Source organism: Streptomyces sp. PA03-1a (assembly GCF_033792805.1).
Classification (GTDB): Bacteria; Actinomycetota; Actinomycetes; order Streptomycetales; family Streptomycetaceae; genus Actinacidiphila.
The window spans coordinates 1-13948 of record NZ_JARAVO010000072.1; the positions used below are offsets into that span (position 1 = coordinate 1).

Genomic DNA, 13948 nt, shown 5'->3' on the forward strand with positions numbered 1-13948 from the left:
GGGGTTGGGGATTGTTTTTAAGGGCCCCCGTACGGCTGGTGCCACAAGGACCGGCGACCGCCGCCGGTGCGCCCCGTCCGTCCCGTGGTGACGCCGGCCTGCCGCCGTACGAGGCGGCGGCGGGGGTCGGCGTGGTGGTGCTGCTGGCCGGCCTCGCCGTGGGCCGCCGTCCGTTGCTGCGGGCGCTGCGACGGCGCCGGCGGGCGGCGCTCGGCCGCCGGCTCGCGGCGGACACCCGTACCCCGCTGGTGGTGCGGCACGCACTGCGTGAACTGGCCCTGGCGGGACGGCCCGGCAGCCCGGTCCGGGTGCGGGGCGTGCTCGCCGAGCCTGGCCGGGTGCTGGCCACGGTCTCGGCGTGCGGGCCCGCCCCGGCGCCGTGGACGGCGCTGACCCCGACCCGCTGGGAGCGCACGGGTCTCGTACCGGCCGAGACGGCCGCCACCGGCCCGGGGCCGCTCCCCCAACTGACCAGGCTGGGCGCGGTCGGCCGGGGGCAGCTGCTGGTGAACCTCGCGCGGATCGGCGGCGTCCTCAGCGTGCTCGGGGATCCCGCGGTCGCGCGGGACGCGGTGCTCGCCCTGGTGGACGGGGTGTTGGAGGCGGCGCCCGCGGGCCGCACCGTGGTGGTCGCCGTCGGTCCCGGTGCCCGTGACCTGCCCGGGCCGCCCGCCGTGGTCCGGGTCCGGAGCGTCCGTCAGATCGCCGCGCTGCGCGGCGCGGGGGCGCCGCAGGTCCCGGCGGGGCTGGTCGTGCTGCTGCACCGGCCGGACGCCGAGGAGGCCCGCGTGCTGGCGACGCTGGCGGGCCCGAAGGGCGGCGGCTGGACGGTCCTGACGGTCGGCCATGTCCCGGGCGCCCATTGGCGCTGGTACGCGGCGGCCGACGGAACGGTGGACGCGGGCGTGCTCGGTCACCGGGTGGTGGTGCCCGTGCGGCCCTCCGTCCGCTGCCGCCTCTGATGCCCCGGCAGAGTGGCGATACGGCAGAACCACTCATAGCGTCAGATTTCAGGTGACTCGGACGTCACCCGGAAAGCAGGTACGGCAGTCATGACACTTCGTCGGCCCCAGGCGGCCGCCGTGGTCGCGGTCGTCAGCGCGCTGGGGCTGTGCGCCGTCCCCCGGGCCGAGGCCGCGCCGGGCGCGCTCGTCGTCCGGCCCGGGGAGTCCGTCCAGGCTGCGGTGGACCGGGCCCGGCCGGGCGACGTCATCGAGATCCTCCCCGGGACCTACCCGGGCAGCGTCAACGTGACCAAGCCCCGGCTGACGCTGATCGGCCACGGCACCGACACCGTCCTCACCCCGGCCGGCCGGAGCGACCAGAACGCCTGCGCCCTGGCGGGCCACGGGCTGTGCGTCACCGGAACGGAGCAGAGCGGGCTGGACGGTGTGCGGCTGATGTCGCTCTCGGTCTCCGGCTTCCGCAAGAACGGCGTCGACGCCTCGTGGACCGACGGTCTCGAGGTCAGTGACGTGACCGCCGAGGACAACGGGCACCAGGGCATCGGCGTCCAGCACTCGGTGCGGACGCTGCTGCGGGACAACGTCTCCCGGCAGAACGGCGAGTCGGGGATCTTCCTGGCCAACACCGCGGACTCGGAGGGCGGCGCGCTGGACACCGAGCGCGCCCGCATCAGCGGCAACGAGCTGACGGGCAACCGGATCGGGGTCGTGCTGCGCCGGGTGCGCAACCTGGGGGTCGTCGACAACCACATCACCGCCAACTGCGGCGGCGTCTTCGTCGTCGGGGACGAGGGCGTCCCCCGTGCCGGGGGCCTGACCGTCTCCGACAACCTCGTGGCGGCGAACAACAAGTACTGCCCGCCCAACGCCCGGCTCCCCTTCATCCAGGGTGCCGGGATCGTGCTGACAGGGGCAGAGCGGACCCTGGTGGTCCGCAACCGGGTCGTGGACAACCACGGCACCTCACCGATGTCCGGCGGGATCGTGCTCTTCCGCAGCGTGGTGGGCGCCCCCGACACCGGCAACACCGTCCGGGGCAACACGACCCTGGGCAACCGCCCGGCCGATCTGGCCGACCGTGACCAGGGCACCGTGAATGTCCTCCGTGACAACAAGTGCCGCGTCTCCGAACCGAAGGGGTTGTGCGAGGAATGACCTTGACAGAAGCCACCAACGCGGACGGCACCGCGACCGCGGCGCCCGCCGAGTCCGCCACGCCGCCGGCGATGCGCCTGCGCGAGCTCGTCTTCGGCGCCGCCTGCGCCGCCGCCGTACGGGCCGCGGCCAGGCTCGGCGTGCCGGACGCGCTCGGCAAGGAGCCCTCGACCGTCGACGAGCTCGCGGCCATGGTCGGCACGGCGCCGCGCCAGCTGCGCCGGCTGCTGCTCGCCCTGGCCGCGTACGGGGTCTTCGAGCAGCAGGCGGACGGCCGCTTCGCCCACACCGAGATGTCCCGGATGCTCCGCAAGGACAGCCCGAACACCCTGCACTACATCGCGCTGTGGTGCACCGAGCCGTGGACGTGGGAGGTCTGGCCGCGGCTGGACGAGGCGGTGCGCGGCGGCCGCAACATCTTCCCGGAGGTCTTCGGCAAGGAGTTCTTCGAGTACCTCCACGACGACGCCCGCGACAGCGCCCGGGTCTTCGACCGCGCCATGACCGCCTCCAGCCGGCAGTCCGCCGAGGACATCGCGGCGCTGCTCGACCTGTCCGGCGTCCGCTCGGTCGCCGACATCGGCGGCGGCCAGGGGCACGTGCTGGCCGCCCTGCTGGAGAAGCACCCCGACCTGCAGGGCACGCTGCTGGACCTGCCGAAGGTCGTGGCCGGCGCCGACCCGCGGCTGCGCGAGGGCGGTCCGCTCGCCGCGCGGGCCCGGCTGGTGCCCGGGGACTGCCGGGTGGACATCCCGGTGGCCGCCGACATGTACATCATCAAGAACATCCTGGAGTGGGACGACGACAGCACGCGCCGCACGCTGCGCAACGTCGTCGCAGCGGGCGGCGCCGGCGCGAAGGTGATCGTCATCGAGAACCTCGTCGACGACACGCCCTCCATGCGCTTCACCACCGCCATGGACCTGCTCCTGCTGCTGAACGTCGGCGGCCAGAAGCACACGCGGGACAGCATGGTGAAGCTGATGACGGAGGCCGGGCTGCAGGTGGGCGAGGTGGCCCCGGTCAACGCCTACCTGCACGCCCTGCACAGCACGGTCGGCGGGGCGCGGTGACCCGCTAGCCGGTCATCTCCCCCACCAGAGAGGTGGTGTGCCGGCCCGCCCGGAACTCCGGGCGGGCCAGCACCTTGCGCAGGAAGCCCGCCGTGGTGCGCACACCCTCGCCGCGCACCCGCAGTTCCTCCAGGACGCGGTCCATCCGGGCCAGCGCCCGCTCCCGGTCCGGGGCCCAGACGACGGCCTTGGCGAGCAGGGAGTCGTAGTCGGGGCCGATCCGCCAGCCGGGGAAGGCATGGGTGTCCACCCGTACGAAGGGCCCGCCGGGCACCTCGAACTCCGTGAGCAGACCCGGGGTCGGCGCGAAGTCCCGGGCGGGATCCTCGGCGTTGACCCGGCACTCGACGGCGACCCCGCGGTGCACGACGTCCTCCTGGCGCAGGGTCAGCGGATGGCCCGCGGCGACCAGGATCTGCTCACGGACCAGGTCGATCCCGGTGACCATCTCGGTGACCGGGTGCTCCACCTGGAGCCGGCAGTTGACCTCCATCAGATGGAAGTCGCGCTCCGGGGTGAGCACGAACTCGAAGGTGCCCACGCCGGTGTAGCCGACCGCCCGGGCGCCGCGCACGGCCGCGTCGCACATCTGCGACCGCAACCGCGCCGGCAGGTCGGGGGCGGGGGTCTCCTCGACCAGCTTCTGGTGGTGCCGCTGCACCGAGCAGTCGCGCTCGCCGAGGTGGACGACCGCGCCGTGCCGGTCGCAGAGCACCTGCACCTCCACGTGGCGGGCCCGCTCGACGTACCGCTCCAGATAGAGCCGGTCGTCGCCGAAGACGGCGCGGGCGTGCGCCGCGGTGCGCTTGTAGGTGTCCAGCAGCCGGTCCGGGTCGGTGACCACGGCCATGCCGCGTCCGCCGCCGCCCGCGACGGCCTTGAGGATCACCGGGTAACCGGTCTGCTGCGCCGCCTCCTTCGCGTCGGCGGCGCCGGCCAGCGGGCCCGTGCTGCCGGGCAGCACGGGCAGTCCGGCCTCGGCCATCAGCGCGCGGCAGGCGGCCTTGTCGCCGAGCCGGGACAGCACCTCGGGGGAGGGCCCGATGAAGGTGAGGCCGTTGGCCTCGCAGACCTCGGCGAAGTCGGGGTCCTCGGACAGGAAGCCGTAACCGGGGTGGACGGCCTGCGCGCCGGTGCGGCGGGCGGCCTCGACGACGGCGGGGATGTTGAGGTAGCTCGCCCTCGCCGGGGGCGGTCCGATGTGCACGGCCTCGTCGGCGAAGCGCACGACGGCCGAGTCGCGGTCGGCGGTGGAGTACACCGCGACGGTCCGGATGCCGAGTTCACGGCAGGCGCGCGCGACCCGCAGCGCGATCTCGCCACGGTTGGCGACCAGGACGGTGGAGAACACCGGCCCTCACTCCCCCACCGGTATCGGCTCCAGTGCGATCAGCGCCTGCTGGAACTCGACGGGCTGCCCGTCCGGGACGACGACCTCCACGACCCGGCCGGCCACGTCCGCCTCGACGACGCTCATCATCTTCATGACCTCCAGGACGCCCACGGGCTGGCCGGGGCGTACGAGGTCGCCGAGGCTCACGCACGGGCGCTCGCCGGGTTCCGGGGCGTGGTAGAAGGTGCCCACAGTGGGGGCGCAGACGTAGTGAAGCGACGTGGAGTCGTGCGCTCCGTGCGCCTGTTGCGCCTCCGGTGCGCCCTGGGCCCGGCCTGCGGAGGACGCCGGTGCGGGGGCGGCCGCGGGAGGGGTCGCCGGTGCCGCGGCCGCCTCCGCCGCCGGAGCGGGTGCGGCAATGTGCGCGGCAGTGGACGCGGGCGGCTCCGCCTGCGGTTGCGGCCACTCGATCTCGACCGCCGTCTGCCCGTGCCGCAGCCTGATCCGCTGCGGCGGGGTGGGCATGGAGCGGGCCAGTTCGGTGGCGCTGCGGCAGACCGCATCCAGCACCGGGAGCGCGGCCGGCGCACTGCCGGGGGACGTTCCGTTGAGGGCCTTGCCCGCGCCCGGGGGGCGGGCCGTCCTGTCGTCGCCGTGGAGTGTCACGGTGCTGCCTCCTCCTCCAGTCGGCCGAAACGGTGGAACCGGTCGCGGCGCTCGGCCAGCAGCCGGTCGGGGGCCCAGGGACGCAGTTCGTCCAGGGCGGCCGAGAGCGCGCCGCCGACGAGGGCGGCCGCGTGGGCGTGGTCCCCGTGGGCGCCGTCGGGCGGCTCGGGGACCACACCGTCGACGATGCCCAGCCGGAGCAGATCGCGTGCGTGCAGCCGCAGGGCGGCCGCCGCCGCGGGGGCGGCGCCGGGGTCCTTCCACAGGATCGCGGCGCAGCCCTCGGGGCTGATCACGGAGTAGATGCCGTTGGCGCTGACCAGGACCCGGTCGGCGACGGCGAACGCCAGTGCGCCGCCGCTGCCGCCCTCGCCGGTGATCACGGCGACGACCGGCACGGGCAGCCGGGCCATCAGCCGCAGGGTCTCGGCGATGGCCAGGGCCTGGCCGCCGCTCTCCGCCTCCGGCCCCGGGTTGGCGCCCGGGGTGTCGATGAGGGTCACCACCGGCATGCCCAGCTTGGCGGCGGTGCGCATCAGGCGGGCCGCCTTCCGGTAGCCGGCCGGGGTGGCCATGCCGAAGTGCCGCCGCCTGCGCTCCTCCAGCCCGGGGCCGCCCTTGTGGTGGCCGATCAGCATGACCGGGCTGCCGTGGAGCAGGCCAGGACCGCCGATGACGGCCGGGCAGTCGGCGGCCAGCCGGTCGCCGTGCAGTTCGTGGAAGTCCTGGAGCAGATGGGCCGCGTAGTCGGCCGCCGTGGGCCGCAGCGGGTGCCGGGCCAGCCGTACCGCCTCCCAGGCGTCCCGCTCCGGCAGTTCGTCCGCCGTGCGGACGACGCGGACCGCGGGCCCGCGCTCCCGGTCCGCCGCGGCGCCGCCGGAGCGCAGCCGCAGCAGCCGGGCCAGCGTCGGGCGGAGCGCGGCGCGGGGGACGACGTCGTCGATGAGGCCGCGCGCGAGGAGGAACTCCGCGGTCTGGAAGCCCTCGGGGAGCCGCTGGCCGGTGGTCTGCTGGATGACGCGCGGCCCGGCGAAGCCCATCCGGGCGCCGGGCTCGGCGATGATGACGTCGGCGAGGGTCGCGTAGGAGGCGGCGACGCCTCCGTAGGTGGGGTCGGTGACCAGGGACACCACCAGGACGCCCGCCTCGTCGAGTTCGGTGAGCACCTGGGCGGTCCTGGCCATCTGCATCAGCGACAGGGCGCCCTCCTGCATACGGGCGCCGCCGGAGGCGGTCACGAGCAGCAGGGGGACGCGCCGTCGCAGACTGGTCCGGGCGGCCCGGGTGATGTGCGAGCCGACGCCCAGGCCGAGACTGCCGCCGAGGAAGTGGAAGTCCATCGCGGCGACCACGACCGGCTGTCCCTCGACGGTGCCGTGCACGCAGACGACGGCCTCGTCCAGGCCGGTCGCCGTGCGGGCCTCGCGCAGCCGCTCGGCGTACGGGCGGGTGTCCGTGAAGCCCAGCGGGTCGTGCTCCGCCGGCCGCTCGCCGCGCTCCGCGGCGAGCGGCCGGCAGGAGCCGGGGTCCAGCAGCTGGTCGAGCCGCTGCCGGGCGGTGAGCCGGCCGTGCGCGCCGCACTCGGGACAGACGCGCAGCGTACGGGTGTAGCGCTTGCCGTAGACGAGCGCGGCACAGCGCTCGCAGCGCACCCAGTCCGGCTCGGCGGTGGCCGTGTCAGCCACTGCGCTCCCAGCGGTAGAACTCCCGGGCCATGGCGTCCTTGGGCTCGCGCCAGGTCTCGGGGTCGTACGCGGAGATGAAGGACGACAGCTGGTCGCTGATGTCCCGGAACGCCGGGTGGTCCTTGTACCTGCCGACCTCCGGGCCGGGCGGCCGCTCGGCCTCGACCAGGTGCAGGTAGATGTCGCCGAACTGGAACAGGCTGCGTCCGGTGACCCCGATCAGACCCGGCAGTTCGCCCTTGTCGGACTCGGCGAAGACCTGCGCCACCTGCTCCTCGACGCCGGGCTTCATCCTGGCCACGATCAGGCTGCGGTAGGTCTTCATGCCGCGCCGCCCCCGTGGCGCTGCACGATGCGCTCGCGGATCAGCTCCAGCTGGATCTTGGAGTTGTCGTTGATCCGGGCGGTCATCGCCTCGTCGTCGAGGGGGGCGCCGGGCTTCATGGCGAAGTCCTGGGTCCAGCGCATCCGGGTGCCGCCGGGGACCTCCTCGTACTGCCAGTGGATGTCCATGTACTGGAACGGGCCGGTCTCGACCCGGTGCGCGCGCACCGTGCGGGTGGCGCGGTCGGCGATCCGCTCGGAGACCCAGCTCCACACCTGGCCGTGCTCGTCGGGGTGCATGGTGAGCCGGAAGACGACCCGGTCGCCCTCGCGCTCCACGATCTCCACGGAGGCGTACTCGCTGAACAGGTCCGGCCAGCCCTCCACGTCGTTGGTGACGTCCCAGACGACGTCCATCGGGGCGGGGATGGTGATCTCGTTCTCGGTGTGGCCGGGCATGGTCAGACTCCTGCCTTGAGTGAGGTGTTGACGACGTCCATGAAGGCGCCGGGGGTCTTGCACGAGTCGGCGTCGCCGGCGATCGGGATGCCCCGGTCGTTCTCCAGGGCGCCGACGATGCCGAGCAGGCCGAGCGAGTCCAGGCCGTACTCGGCGAAGGGTGTCTCCGGGTGGCCGCTCAGCAGGGCCACGTCGACGGTGATGCCGGCATTGGACTTCATCAGGGTGGCGAGTTCGCCGTAGGTCAGTTCCTTGCTCATGGAAGAGCTCTCCTTCACTGCGCCTGCGCTACGCCCGGACAACCAGGGCCGAGTTGGAACCCATGAGGCCGCGGCTGAGCACCAGCGCGGTCCGCAGTTCCGCCGGCCGGGGCCGGCCGATGACCAGGTCGAGGTCGTGGCAGGTGTCGGTGATGTTGGGGGTGGGGGGCACGACTGCGTGCCGCAGGGCGAACACGGCTGCGGCCACGTCGAGCACCGGGGCGCCGCAGTAGGCGCGGCCGGTGCCGGTCTTGGGGGCGGTCACGGGAATCTTCCGGGCGCGCTTGCCGAACACGTCGGCCAGGGCCAGCGCCTCGGCGCGGTCGGCCTCCGGGGTGCCGAGTGCGTCGGCGAAGACCACATCGATGTCCCCGGGTGCGCACCCGGCTTCCGCGAGGGCGTCGCGGATGGCGCGGGCCAGTCCCTCACGGGACTCCGCCCAGCGCGAGGCCCCGGTGAAGGTGGCACCGTGCCCCGCGATGACGGCCTGCACCTCGGCCCCGCGGCCGGCGGCGTGCTCGGGGTCCTCGACCACGAGCATCGCGCCGCCCTCGGCGGGGGCGAAACCGCGGGCGTGCCGGGTGAAGGGCAGATAGGCCCGTTCGGGATCCTCCTCCAGGCTGAGTTCTTCGTATCCGAGCTGGCAGACACCCGAGTACGGCGCCAGCGGCGCCTCGGCGGCGCCGACGACGACGGCCCGGGTGCCGTTGCCACGGGTGATGTTGCGGCAGGCGTGGGAGATGGCGTCGAGACCACCGGCCTCGTCGCTGGCCACCACGCCGCAGGGGCCCTTGAAGCCGCCGCGGATCGAGATCTGACCGGTGCTCGCCGCGTAGAACCACGCGATGGACTGGTACGGGCCGACGAAGTTCGGCCCCTTGCCCCACAGGTGCTGCAGTTCGCGCTGGCCGAACTCGCCACCGCCGGAACAGGCCGCCGTCACCACTCCGATGTCGAAGGGTGACTCCTCGTCGAAGCGCAGGCCCGAGTCGGCGATGGCCTGGTCGGCGGCCGCCATCGCGAAGTGGGTGAACCGGTCGGTCTGCACGGTGTAGCGGTCCTCGACGACCGCCGACACCTCGAAGCCGCGGACCTCCCCCGCGACCCGAAGCGGCAGGTCCCGGCATCCCTCGCGGGTGACCGCGTCGAGGACGGCGACACCTTCCCTGGTCGCCTTCCAGAAGGCGTCGGCTCCGATGCCGTTCGGCGCGACGACGCCGATGCCGGTGACCACCGCTTGCGTGTTCATCGCTGGCTCCCCTCCGGTCGGTTGAGGACGACCGCGGACTGGAACCCGCCGAATCCGCTGCCGACCGACAGCACGGTGCGCAGCTTCAGCTCACGGGCGGTGCGCGGGACGTAGTCCAGGTCGCACTCCGGGTCCGGGGTCTCGTAGTTGGCGGTCGGTGGCACCACGCCGTGGGCGAGGGCCAGGGTGCAGGCGGCCAGTTCGATCGCGCCGATCGCACCCAGGGAGTGGCCGACCATGGACTTGATGGAGCTCATGGGCGTGGAGTAGGCATGCGCGCCCAGCGAGCGCTTCACCGCCGCGGTCTCGTGGCGGTCGTTCTGCTTGGTGCCCGAGCCGTGCGCGTTGACGTAGTCGACGCCCGACGGGTCGATCCTGGCGTGGTCCAGTGCCTGGTCGATGGCCTCGGACATCTCCAGGCCGTCGGTGGTGAGCCCGGTCATGTGGTAGGCGTTGCCGTACGTGGCGTAGCCACCGATCTCGCAGTAGATCCGGGCACCGCGGGCCTTGGCGTGCTCCAGTTCCTCCAGGATCAGCACGGCGCCGCCCTCGCCCATGACGAAGCCGTCGCGGCGGGCGTCGAAGGGACGGGAGGCGTGGGCCGGGTCGTCGTTGTTGGGGGAAGTGGCCTTGATGGCGTCGAAGCAGGCCACCGTGATGGGTGAGATCGGGGAGTCCGACGCACCGGCGATGATGATGTCGGCGCGTCCCTCCTCGATGGTCTGGAACGCGTAGCCCACGGCGTCCAGGCCGGAGGTGCAGCCCGTGGAGACGGTCTGCACGGGACCGCGGGCGCCGTGCCGTTCGGCTATCTCCGAGGCGAGCGCGCTGGGCGCGAACGCCCGGTGCAGGTGCGCACCCGCCTGCCGGTGGTCGACGTCCCAGCGGGTGCCACGTTCACTGACGCGTATGTAGTCGTGTTCCAGCCGGGTGGTGCCTCCGACGGCGGTGCCGAGGGAGACCCCGACCCGCCAGGGGTCCTCCTCGTCCAGTTCCAGCCCGGCGTCGCGGACCGCCTCGGCGGCCGCGACGAGCGCGAACTGGACGTACCGGTCGGCGCGTTCCAGGTCCCGCGGGCTCAGCCCGCAGGCCGCCGCGTCGAAGTCGACCTCAGCGGCGATGCGGGACCGGAAGCCCGTCGGGTCGAAGAGCGTGATCCCGCGGGTCGCCGTCCGGCCGGCGGTGAGCAGTTCCCAGAAAGCGGGGACCCCGACACCGCCGGGGGCGACGACACCGGCCCCGGTGACCGCCACCCGGCGGGTCATGACGCCGCGTCCTCGGTCTGCTCGGTGGGCTCGGTGTCGACATGGCCCAGCTCCGGGCGCGGAGCGAGCGGACCGAGGTGGAAGACGAGCCGGGCCTCGGTGTCGCCGACGTTGCGGAAACGGTGGCGGACGTACGGCGGGATCATCAGGCCCTGCTCCGGGCGGAGCACGTACGGCTCCCCGTCGAGGTCCACCTCAAGCGCACCGCACACCACGTACACGAACTCCTCCGAGTACGGGTGGTAGTGCTCGCCGATCCGGTCACCGGGCTCCACGAGCGCGACGCCCATGAAGCCGCTGGTGGCGCCGCACGCGGTCGGGGTGAGCATCGCCCGCAGGTCGCCGCCGCGACGGCGGTTGTGCGGGGTGTCCCCCAGGTTCACGATGGTCGGCGTGAACGGGACGTTCCGTTCGTTGGTCAGAAGATCATCCATGCTTGCCTCCTCCGGCGGGGCCGGCCCGGGGCGCACCCCGGGCCGGCCGGTACCTGCCGGCTGCCGATGGCTCGTACGGGTCAGGACGTGGCCGCGCTGCGGTCGGTGACCATGCGCATGTCGTATTCGACGAGGAACCGCTTCAGGCCCTGCTCGTCCGCGAGGTCCCAGTCGGGACCGAGGTCGAGCAGCCTGGCGAGGACGCCGGCCTTGTGCTTGCCGGCGGCGCCCACGGCGATGAGCGAGGCCTCCTCGACCGGGACCCGCAGGTCGACCAGGCGCACAACGATGTCCTCGCTCTCGCGCAGGAAGACGGTGCTGCGCGCGAGCGGCCCCTTGCGGACGTCCACGGCCTCCTCGTCCTGCTGGGCGAGCATCTTGGCGACGGCCTGGCCGGAGCCCGCCTTGGCCGGGTAGATCAGGGCGTGACGGCTCAGGTCCTCCGGCCGGTCGGTGCCCTTGGCGACGTGGTGCACGGCCGGGAGCGCGGCGCGGGCGAAGAACTCCCGTGCCGAGCCCGGGTCGTTGAGATCCCGGTCCACCTCCAGGTAGGGGTTGATGGCTTCCTCGACCGCCCGCACCTCGGGCTGGCGGGCGACATGGCGCAGTGCCCTGGCCAGGTCGCCCTCCACCTCCACGGCGCGCACGACACGGTTGCCGTGCATGAACAGCGAGGTGCGGCGCAGCCGCGTGTTCTCGTCGACCACGGCCTGCGGCGAGGTGTAACCGGACAGGATGTCCGCCACCTGCTGTTCGCTGCCGGGCTTCACGGTGAAGGTGATGGCGTGGCGGATGATCCCGTCCCCGACCCTCGGCACGGTCTGCATGCGACCGGACTCGTAGGAGGTACGGGTCTCCCGCAGCACCCCGAAGCGGAGCGAGCGGGTGTCCTTCACGCAGCCGTGCATCGGCTGCACCATCTCCAGGTGGGTCGGGCTGTCCACCCAGGCGAGGAAGTGCAGCGCACTCTCCCACTCACTGGTGATCAGCCATTGCGAGGGATTTTCGATCGACTGGCAAAGCTGGTCGCTGACGTGTCCGGGCACGGCAGCGACGTGGCGGCACATCTGGTCATACGCGTCAAGAAACCGCTGCTCGGCGTCGTCTTCAACATCAAGCATGAGGACGACGCGCAGGCGATTGCCATCGAGCGCGGACTGCGAGACCTTTTCGGCCTGGGCCGGCATATTCCACCTCTTCCGAGAGCGAGCAACCCCCGAGGTCCGTCGTCCAACGATCGTGCTGTGGTGGCCCAACCGGTGCGAGATATGTGATCCAATTGGGTGACGGGCGAAAATACCCCCGGTAATCGGGCATCAAGGGAGCTATGACTCCACAGGCCGAAGACCGGGTTCCGGTCCTCATCGTGGGGGGCTCCCTCGTCGGGCTCTCCAGCTCAGTCTTCCTGGGCCGGCTCGGCGTCCGGCACGTCCTCGCCGAGAAGCACCCGGGTACCTCCATCCACCCCCGTGGCCGCGGCAACAACCTGCGGACCATGGAGCTGTTCCGTACGGCCGGGGCCGAGCCGCTGATCCGGCAGGCCGCCTCCGTACTCGCCGACAACCACGGCATCCTGCAGGCCGACTCGCTGACCTCCGACAACGCCGAATGGCTGTTCCGGGAGATCGACCCGGGCGGCCGGCTGTCCGGCATCAGCCCCAGCGGCTGGTGCCTGTGCAGCCAGAACGACCTGGAGCCGGTGCTCCTGGACTACGCCCGCACGCTCGGCGGCGACCTGCGCTTCAGCACCGAGCTGGTGTCGTTCACCCAGGACGAGGACGGCGTCACCTGCGAGCTGATGGACCGGGAGACCGGCGACCGCAGCACCGTCAGGACCGACTACCTCGTCGCGGCCGACGGTCCGCGCAGCCCGGTGCGCAGCGCCCTGGGCATCGGTCACACCGGACGCGGCGACCTCTTCGCCAACATCAGCGCGACCTTCCGCGCCAAGCGGCTGGCCGACGCGGTGGGCGACCGCTACTTCATCGCGTGCTACCTGACCAATCCGGACGCCGACGGCGTGCTGCTGCCGGTCGACAACCAGGAGAACTGGGTCTTCCACGCGCCCTGGCACCCCGAGCGGGGCGAGTCGCCGGAGGACTTCACCGACCAGCGGCTGGCCGCGCACATCCGCACCGCGGTGGGCGTGCCGGACCTGGAGATCGAGATCACCGGCCGGGCCCCCTGGCGGGCCGCGGAGCGGGTCGCGGACTCCTACGGGCGCGGGCGGGTGCTGCTCGCCGGCGACTCGTGCCACGAGATGTCCCCCACCGGCGCCTTCGGCTCCAACACCGGCATCCAGGACGCCCACAACCTGGCGTGGAAGCTCGCCGCGGTGACCGGGGGCTGGGCCGGGCCGGAGCTGCTGGAGACGTACGAGGCCGAGCGCCGCCCGGTCGCCGTGGCCACCAGCGAGCGGGCCTCCGCCCGTTCCGCCGAGCACGCCCACCCGGGCTACGCGCCGCCGGCCGGCGGCGGGCCCCAGAAGGGGGTCCTGGTGGTCGCGCTGGGCTACCGCTACCCCGAGGGCGCGTTCCTGGGCGCGGACCCGGGGCGGCCGGTCGTCCCCGAGGACTTCCGGCCGGTCGCCGAACCCGGTGGCCGTTCCCCGCACGTGTGGGTGACCACCCGGGACGGCGAGCGCCGCTCCACGCTGGACCTGTACGAGCGCTCCATGGTGCTGCTCACCGGCGACGGGCCGAAGGGCACGGCCTGGCACGACGCGGCCCGCACGGTCGCGGAGCGCCTCGGGGTGCCGCTGCAGGCGTACCGGCTCGGCGAGTCCACGCAGGCCGACCTGGTGCCCGAGGCGGGCACGGACTGGACCGCGGTGCACGGCATGACGCCGAGCGGCGCGATCCTGGTCCGCCCGGACGGCTTCGTCGCCTGGCGGAGCCGCGAGGCCGTGGAGGACCCCGCGGCGACCCTGGACAAGGTCCTGACCTCGGTGCTGCGGCTCGGCTGACCGTCGCGCCGCAGGCTGCCGAGGAGACGGCACGGGGGGACGGTTGACCGTACGAACGGCGGCCACCACGCTCACGGAGCGCCGGTGGCCGCCGTTCCCGTTCGCCGGCGCCCTC

13 protein-coding genes and 1 pseudogene are annotated in these 13948 nt (G+C 73.2%); 4 read left to right on the forward strand and 10 right to left on the reverse strand.

Annotation, left to right across the window (positions count from 1 at the left end; genetic code table 11):
- The 3 genes and pseudogenes from PV341_RS18085 to PV341_RS18095 form a co-directional block, all read left to right on the forward strand.
- Positions 1 to 962 (forward strand): annotated as a pseudogene (locus PV341_RS18085) (hypothetical protein); the annotation flags it as partial.
- Positions 963 to 1052: 90 nt separating this feature from the next.
- Positions 1053 to 2120 carry a right-handed parallel beta-helix repeat-containing protein gene (locus PV341_RS18090; RefSeq protein ID WP_500330406.1) on the forward strand — a complete coding sequence of 356 codons (1068 nt, stop codon included), beginning with the start codon at positions 1053 to 1055 and terminating at the stop codon, positions 2118 to 2120.
- Positions 2117 to 3193, forward strand: a complete 1077-nt coding sequence (locus tag PV341_RS18095) for a methyltransferase (protein ID WP_500358361.1) — start codon at positions 2117 to 2119, stop codon at positions 3191 to 3193. Before PV341_RS18090 ends, PV341_RS18095 begins: the two co-directional genes overlap by 4 nt.
- Before the next feature lie 4 nt (positions 3194 to 3197).
- Here PV341_RS18095 and PV341_RS18100 read toward each other — a convergent pair whose 3' ends face one another.
- The 10 genes from PV341_RS18100 to PV341_RS18145 form a co-directional block, all read right to left on the reverse strand.
- Positions 3198 to 4544, reverse strand: a complete 1347-nt coding sequence (locus PV341_RS18100) for an acetyl-CoA carboxylase biotin carboxylase subunit (RefSeq protein ID WP_500330404.1) — start codon at positions 4542 to 4544, stop codon at positions 3198 to 3200.
- 6 nt (positions 4545 to 4550) lie between these two features.
- A complete protein-coding gene (locus tag PV341_RS18105; protein WP_500330402.1) occupies positions 4551 to 5192 on the reverse strand; it encodes an acetyl-CoA carboxylase biotin carboxyl carrier protein in 642 nt (213 codons plus the stop codon).
- The gene (gene accA / locus PV341_RS18110) at positions 5189 to 6877 is read right to left on the reverse strand and encodes a carboxyltransferase subunit alpha (RefSeq protein WP_500330401.1); all 1689 of its coding nucleotides are present in this window, start codon (positions 6875 to 6877) and stop codon (positions 5189 to 5191) included. Before accA ends, PV341_RS18105 begins: the two co-directional genes overlap by 4 nt.
- The gene (locus tag PV341_RS18115; protein ID WP_500358363.1) at positions 6870 to 7202 is read right to left on the reverse strand and encodes a TcmI family type II polyketide cyclase; all 333 of its coding nucleotides are present in this window, start codon (positions 7200 to 7202) and stop codon (positions 6870 to 6872) included. Before PV341_RS18115 ends, accA begins: the two co-directional genes overlap by 8 nt.
- On the reverse strand, positions 7199 to 7660 hold the full coding sequence (locus PV341_RS18120; protein WP_500330399.1) for an SRPBCC family protein: 462 nt from the start codon (positions 7658 to 7660) through the stop codon (positions 7199 to 7201). The genes PV341_RS18115 and PV341_RS18120 overlap by 4 nt, the downstream gene beginning before the upstream one ends.
- 2 nt (positions 7661 to 7662) lie before the next feature.
- Entirely contained in the window at positions 7663 to 7920 is a 258-nt protein-coding gene (locus PV341_RS18125; protein ID WP_500330397.1) for an acyl carrier protein, read from the reverse strand.
- Between the two features lie 28 nt (positions 7921 to 7948).
- Positions 7949 to 9169 (reverse strand): ketosynthase chain-length factor, encoded by a 1221-nt coding sequence (locus PV341_RS18130; RefSeq protein ID WP_499514106.1) that lies wholly within the window; start codon positions 9167 to 9169, stop codon positions 7949 to 7951.
- A complete protein-coding gene (locus PV341_RS18135) occupies positions 9166 to 10434 on the reverse strand; it encodes a beta-ketoacyl-[acyl-carrier-protein] synthase family protein (RefSeq protein ID WP_500330395.1) in 1269 nt (422 codons plus the stop codon). The genes PV341_RS18130 and PV341_RS18135 overlap by 4 nt, the downstream gene beginning before the upstream one ends.
- The gene (locus PV341_RS18140) at positions 10431 to 10868 is read right to left on the reverse strand and encodes a cupin domain-containing protein (protein ID WP_499514104.1); all 438 of its coding nucleotides are present in this window, start codon (positions 10866 to 10868) and stop codon (positions 10431 to 10433) included. Before PV341_RS18140 ends, PV341_RS18135 begins: the two co-directional genes overlap by 4 nt.
- An 80-nt stretch (positions 10869 to 10948) precedes the next feature.
- Positions 10949 to 12055, reverse strand: coding sequence for a SchA/CurD-like domain-containing protein (locus PV341_RS18145; RefSeq protein WP_500358365.1), 1107 nt, complete (start codon positions 12053 to 12055; stop codon positions 10949 to 10951).
- Between the two features lie 140 nt (positions 12056 to 12195).
- Between PV341_RS18145 and PV341_RS18150 the strand changes: the two genes are divergently transcribed.
- On the forward strand, positions 12196 to 13833 hold the full coding sequence (locus PV341_RS18150; RefSeq protein WP_500358366.1) for an FAD-dependent oxidoreductase: 1638 nt from the start codon (positions 12196 to 12198) through the stop codon (positions 13831 to 13833).
- Positions 13834 to 13948 lie beyond the last annotated feature (115 nt).

Bases quoted from the DNA above. Each gene is read 5' to 3' on its own strand.
- PV341_RS18090 (WP_500330406.1), top strand. From the start codon at position 1,053: ATGACACTTCGTCGGCCCCAGGCGGCCGCCGTGGTCGCGGTCGTCAGC.
- PV341_RS18150 (WP_500358366.1), top strand. From the start codon at position 12,196: ATGACTCCACAGGCCGAAGACCGGGTTCCGGTCCTCATCGTGGGGGGC.
- PV341_RS18115 (WP_500358363.1), bottom strand. From the start codon at position 7,202: ATGAAGACCTACCGCAGCCTGATCGTGGCCAGGATGAAGCCCGGCGTC.
- PV341_RS18145 (WP_500358365.1), bottom strand. From the start codon at position 12,055: ATGCCGGCCCAGGCCGAAAAGGTCTCGCAGTCCGCGCTCGATGGCAAT.
- PV341_RS18095 (WP_500358361.1), top strand. From the start codon at position 2,117: ATGACCTTGACAGAAGCCACCAACGCGGACGGCACCGCGACCGCGGCG.
- PV341_RS18140 (WP_499514104.1), bottom strand. From the start codon at position 10,868: ATGGATGATCTTCTGACCAACGAACGGAACGTCCCGTTCACGCCGACC.
- PV341_RS18135 (WP_500330395.1), bottom strand. From the start codon at position 10,434: ATGACCCGCCGGGTGGCGGTCACCGGGGCCGGTGTCGTCGCCCCCGGC.
- PV341_RS18130 (WP_499514106.1), bottom strand. From the start codon at position 9,169: ATGAACACGCAAGCGGTGGTCACCGGCATCGGCGTCGTCGCGCCGAAC.
- PV341_RS18120 (WP_500330399.1), bottom strand. From the start codon at position 7,660: ATGCCCGGCCACACCGAGAACGAGATCACCATCCCCGCCCCGATGGAC.
- PV341_RS18125 (WP_500330397.1), bottom strand. From the start codon at position 7,920: ATGAGCAAGGAACTGACCTACGGCGAACTCGCCACCCTGATGAAGTCC.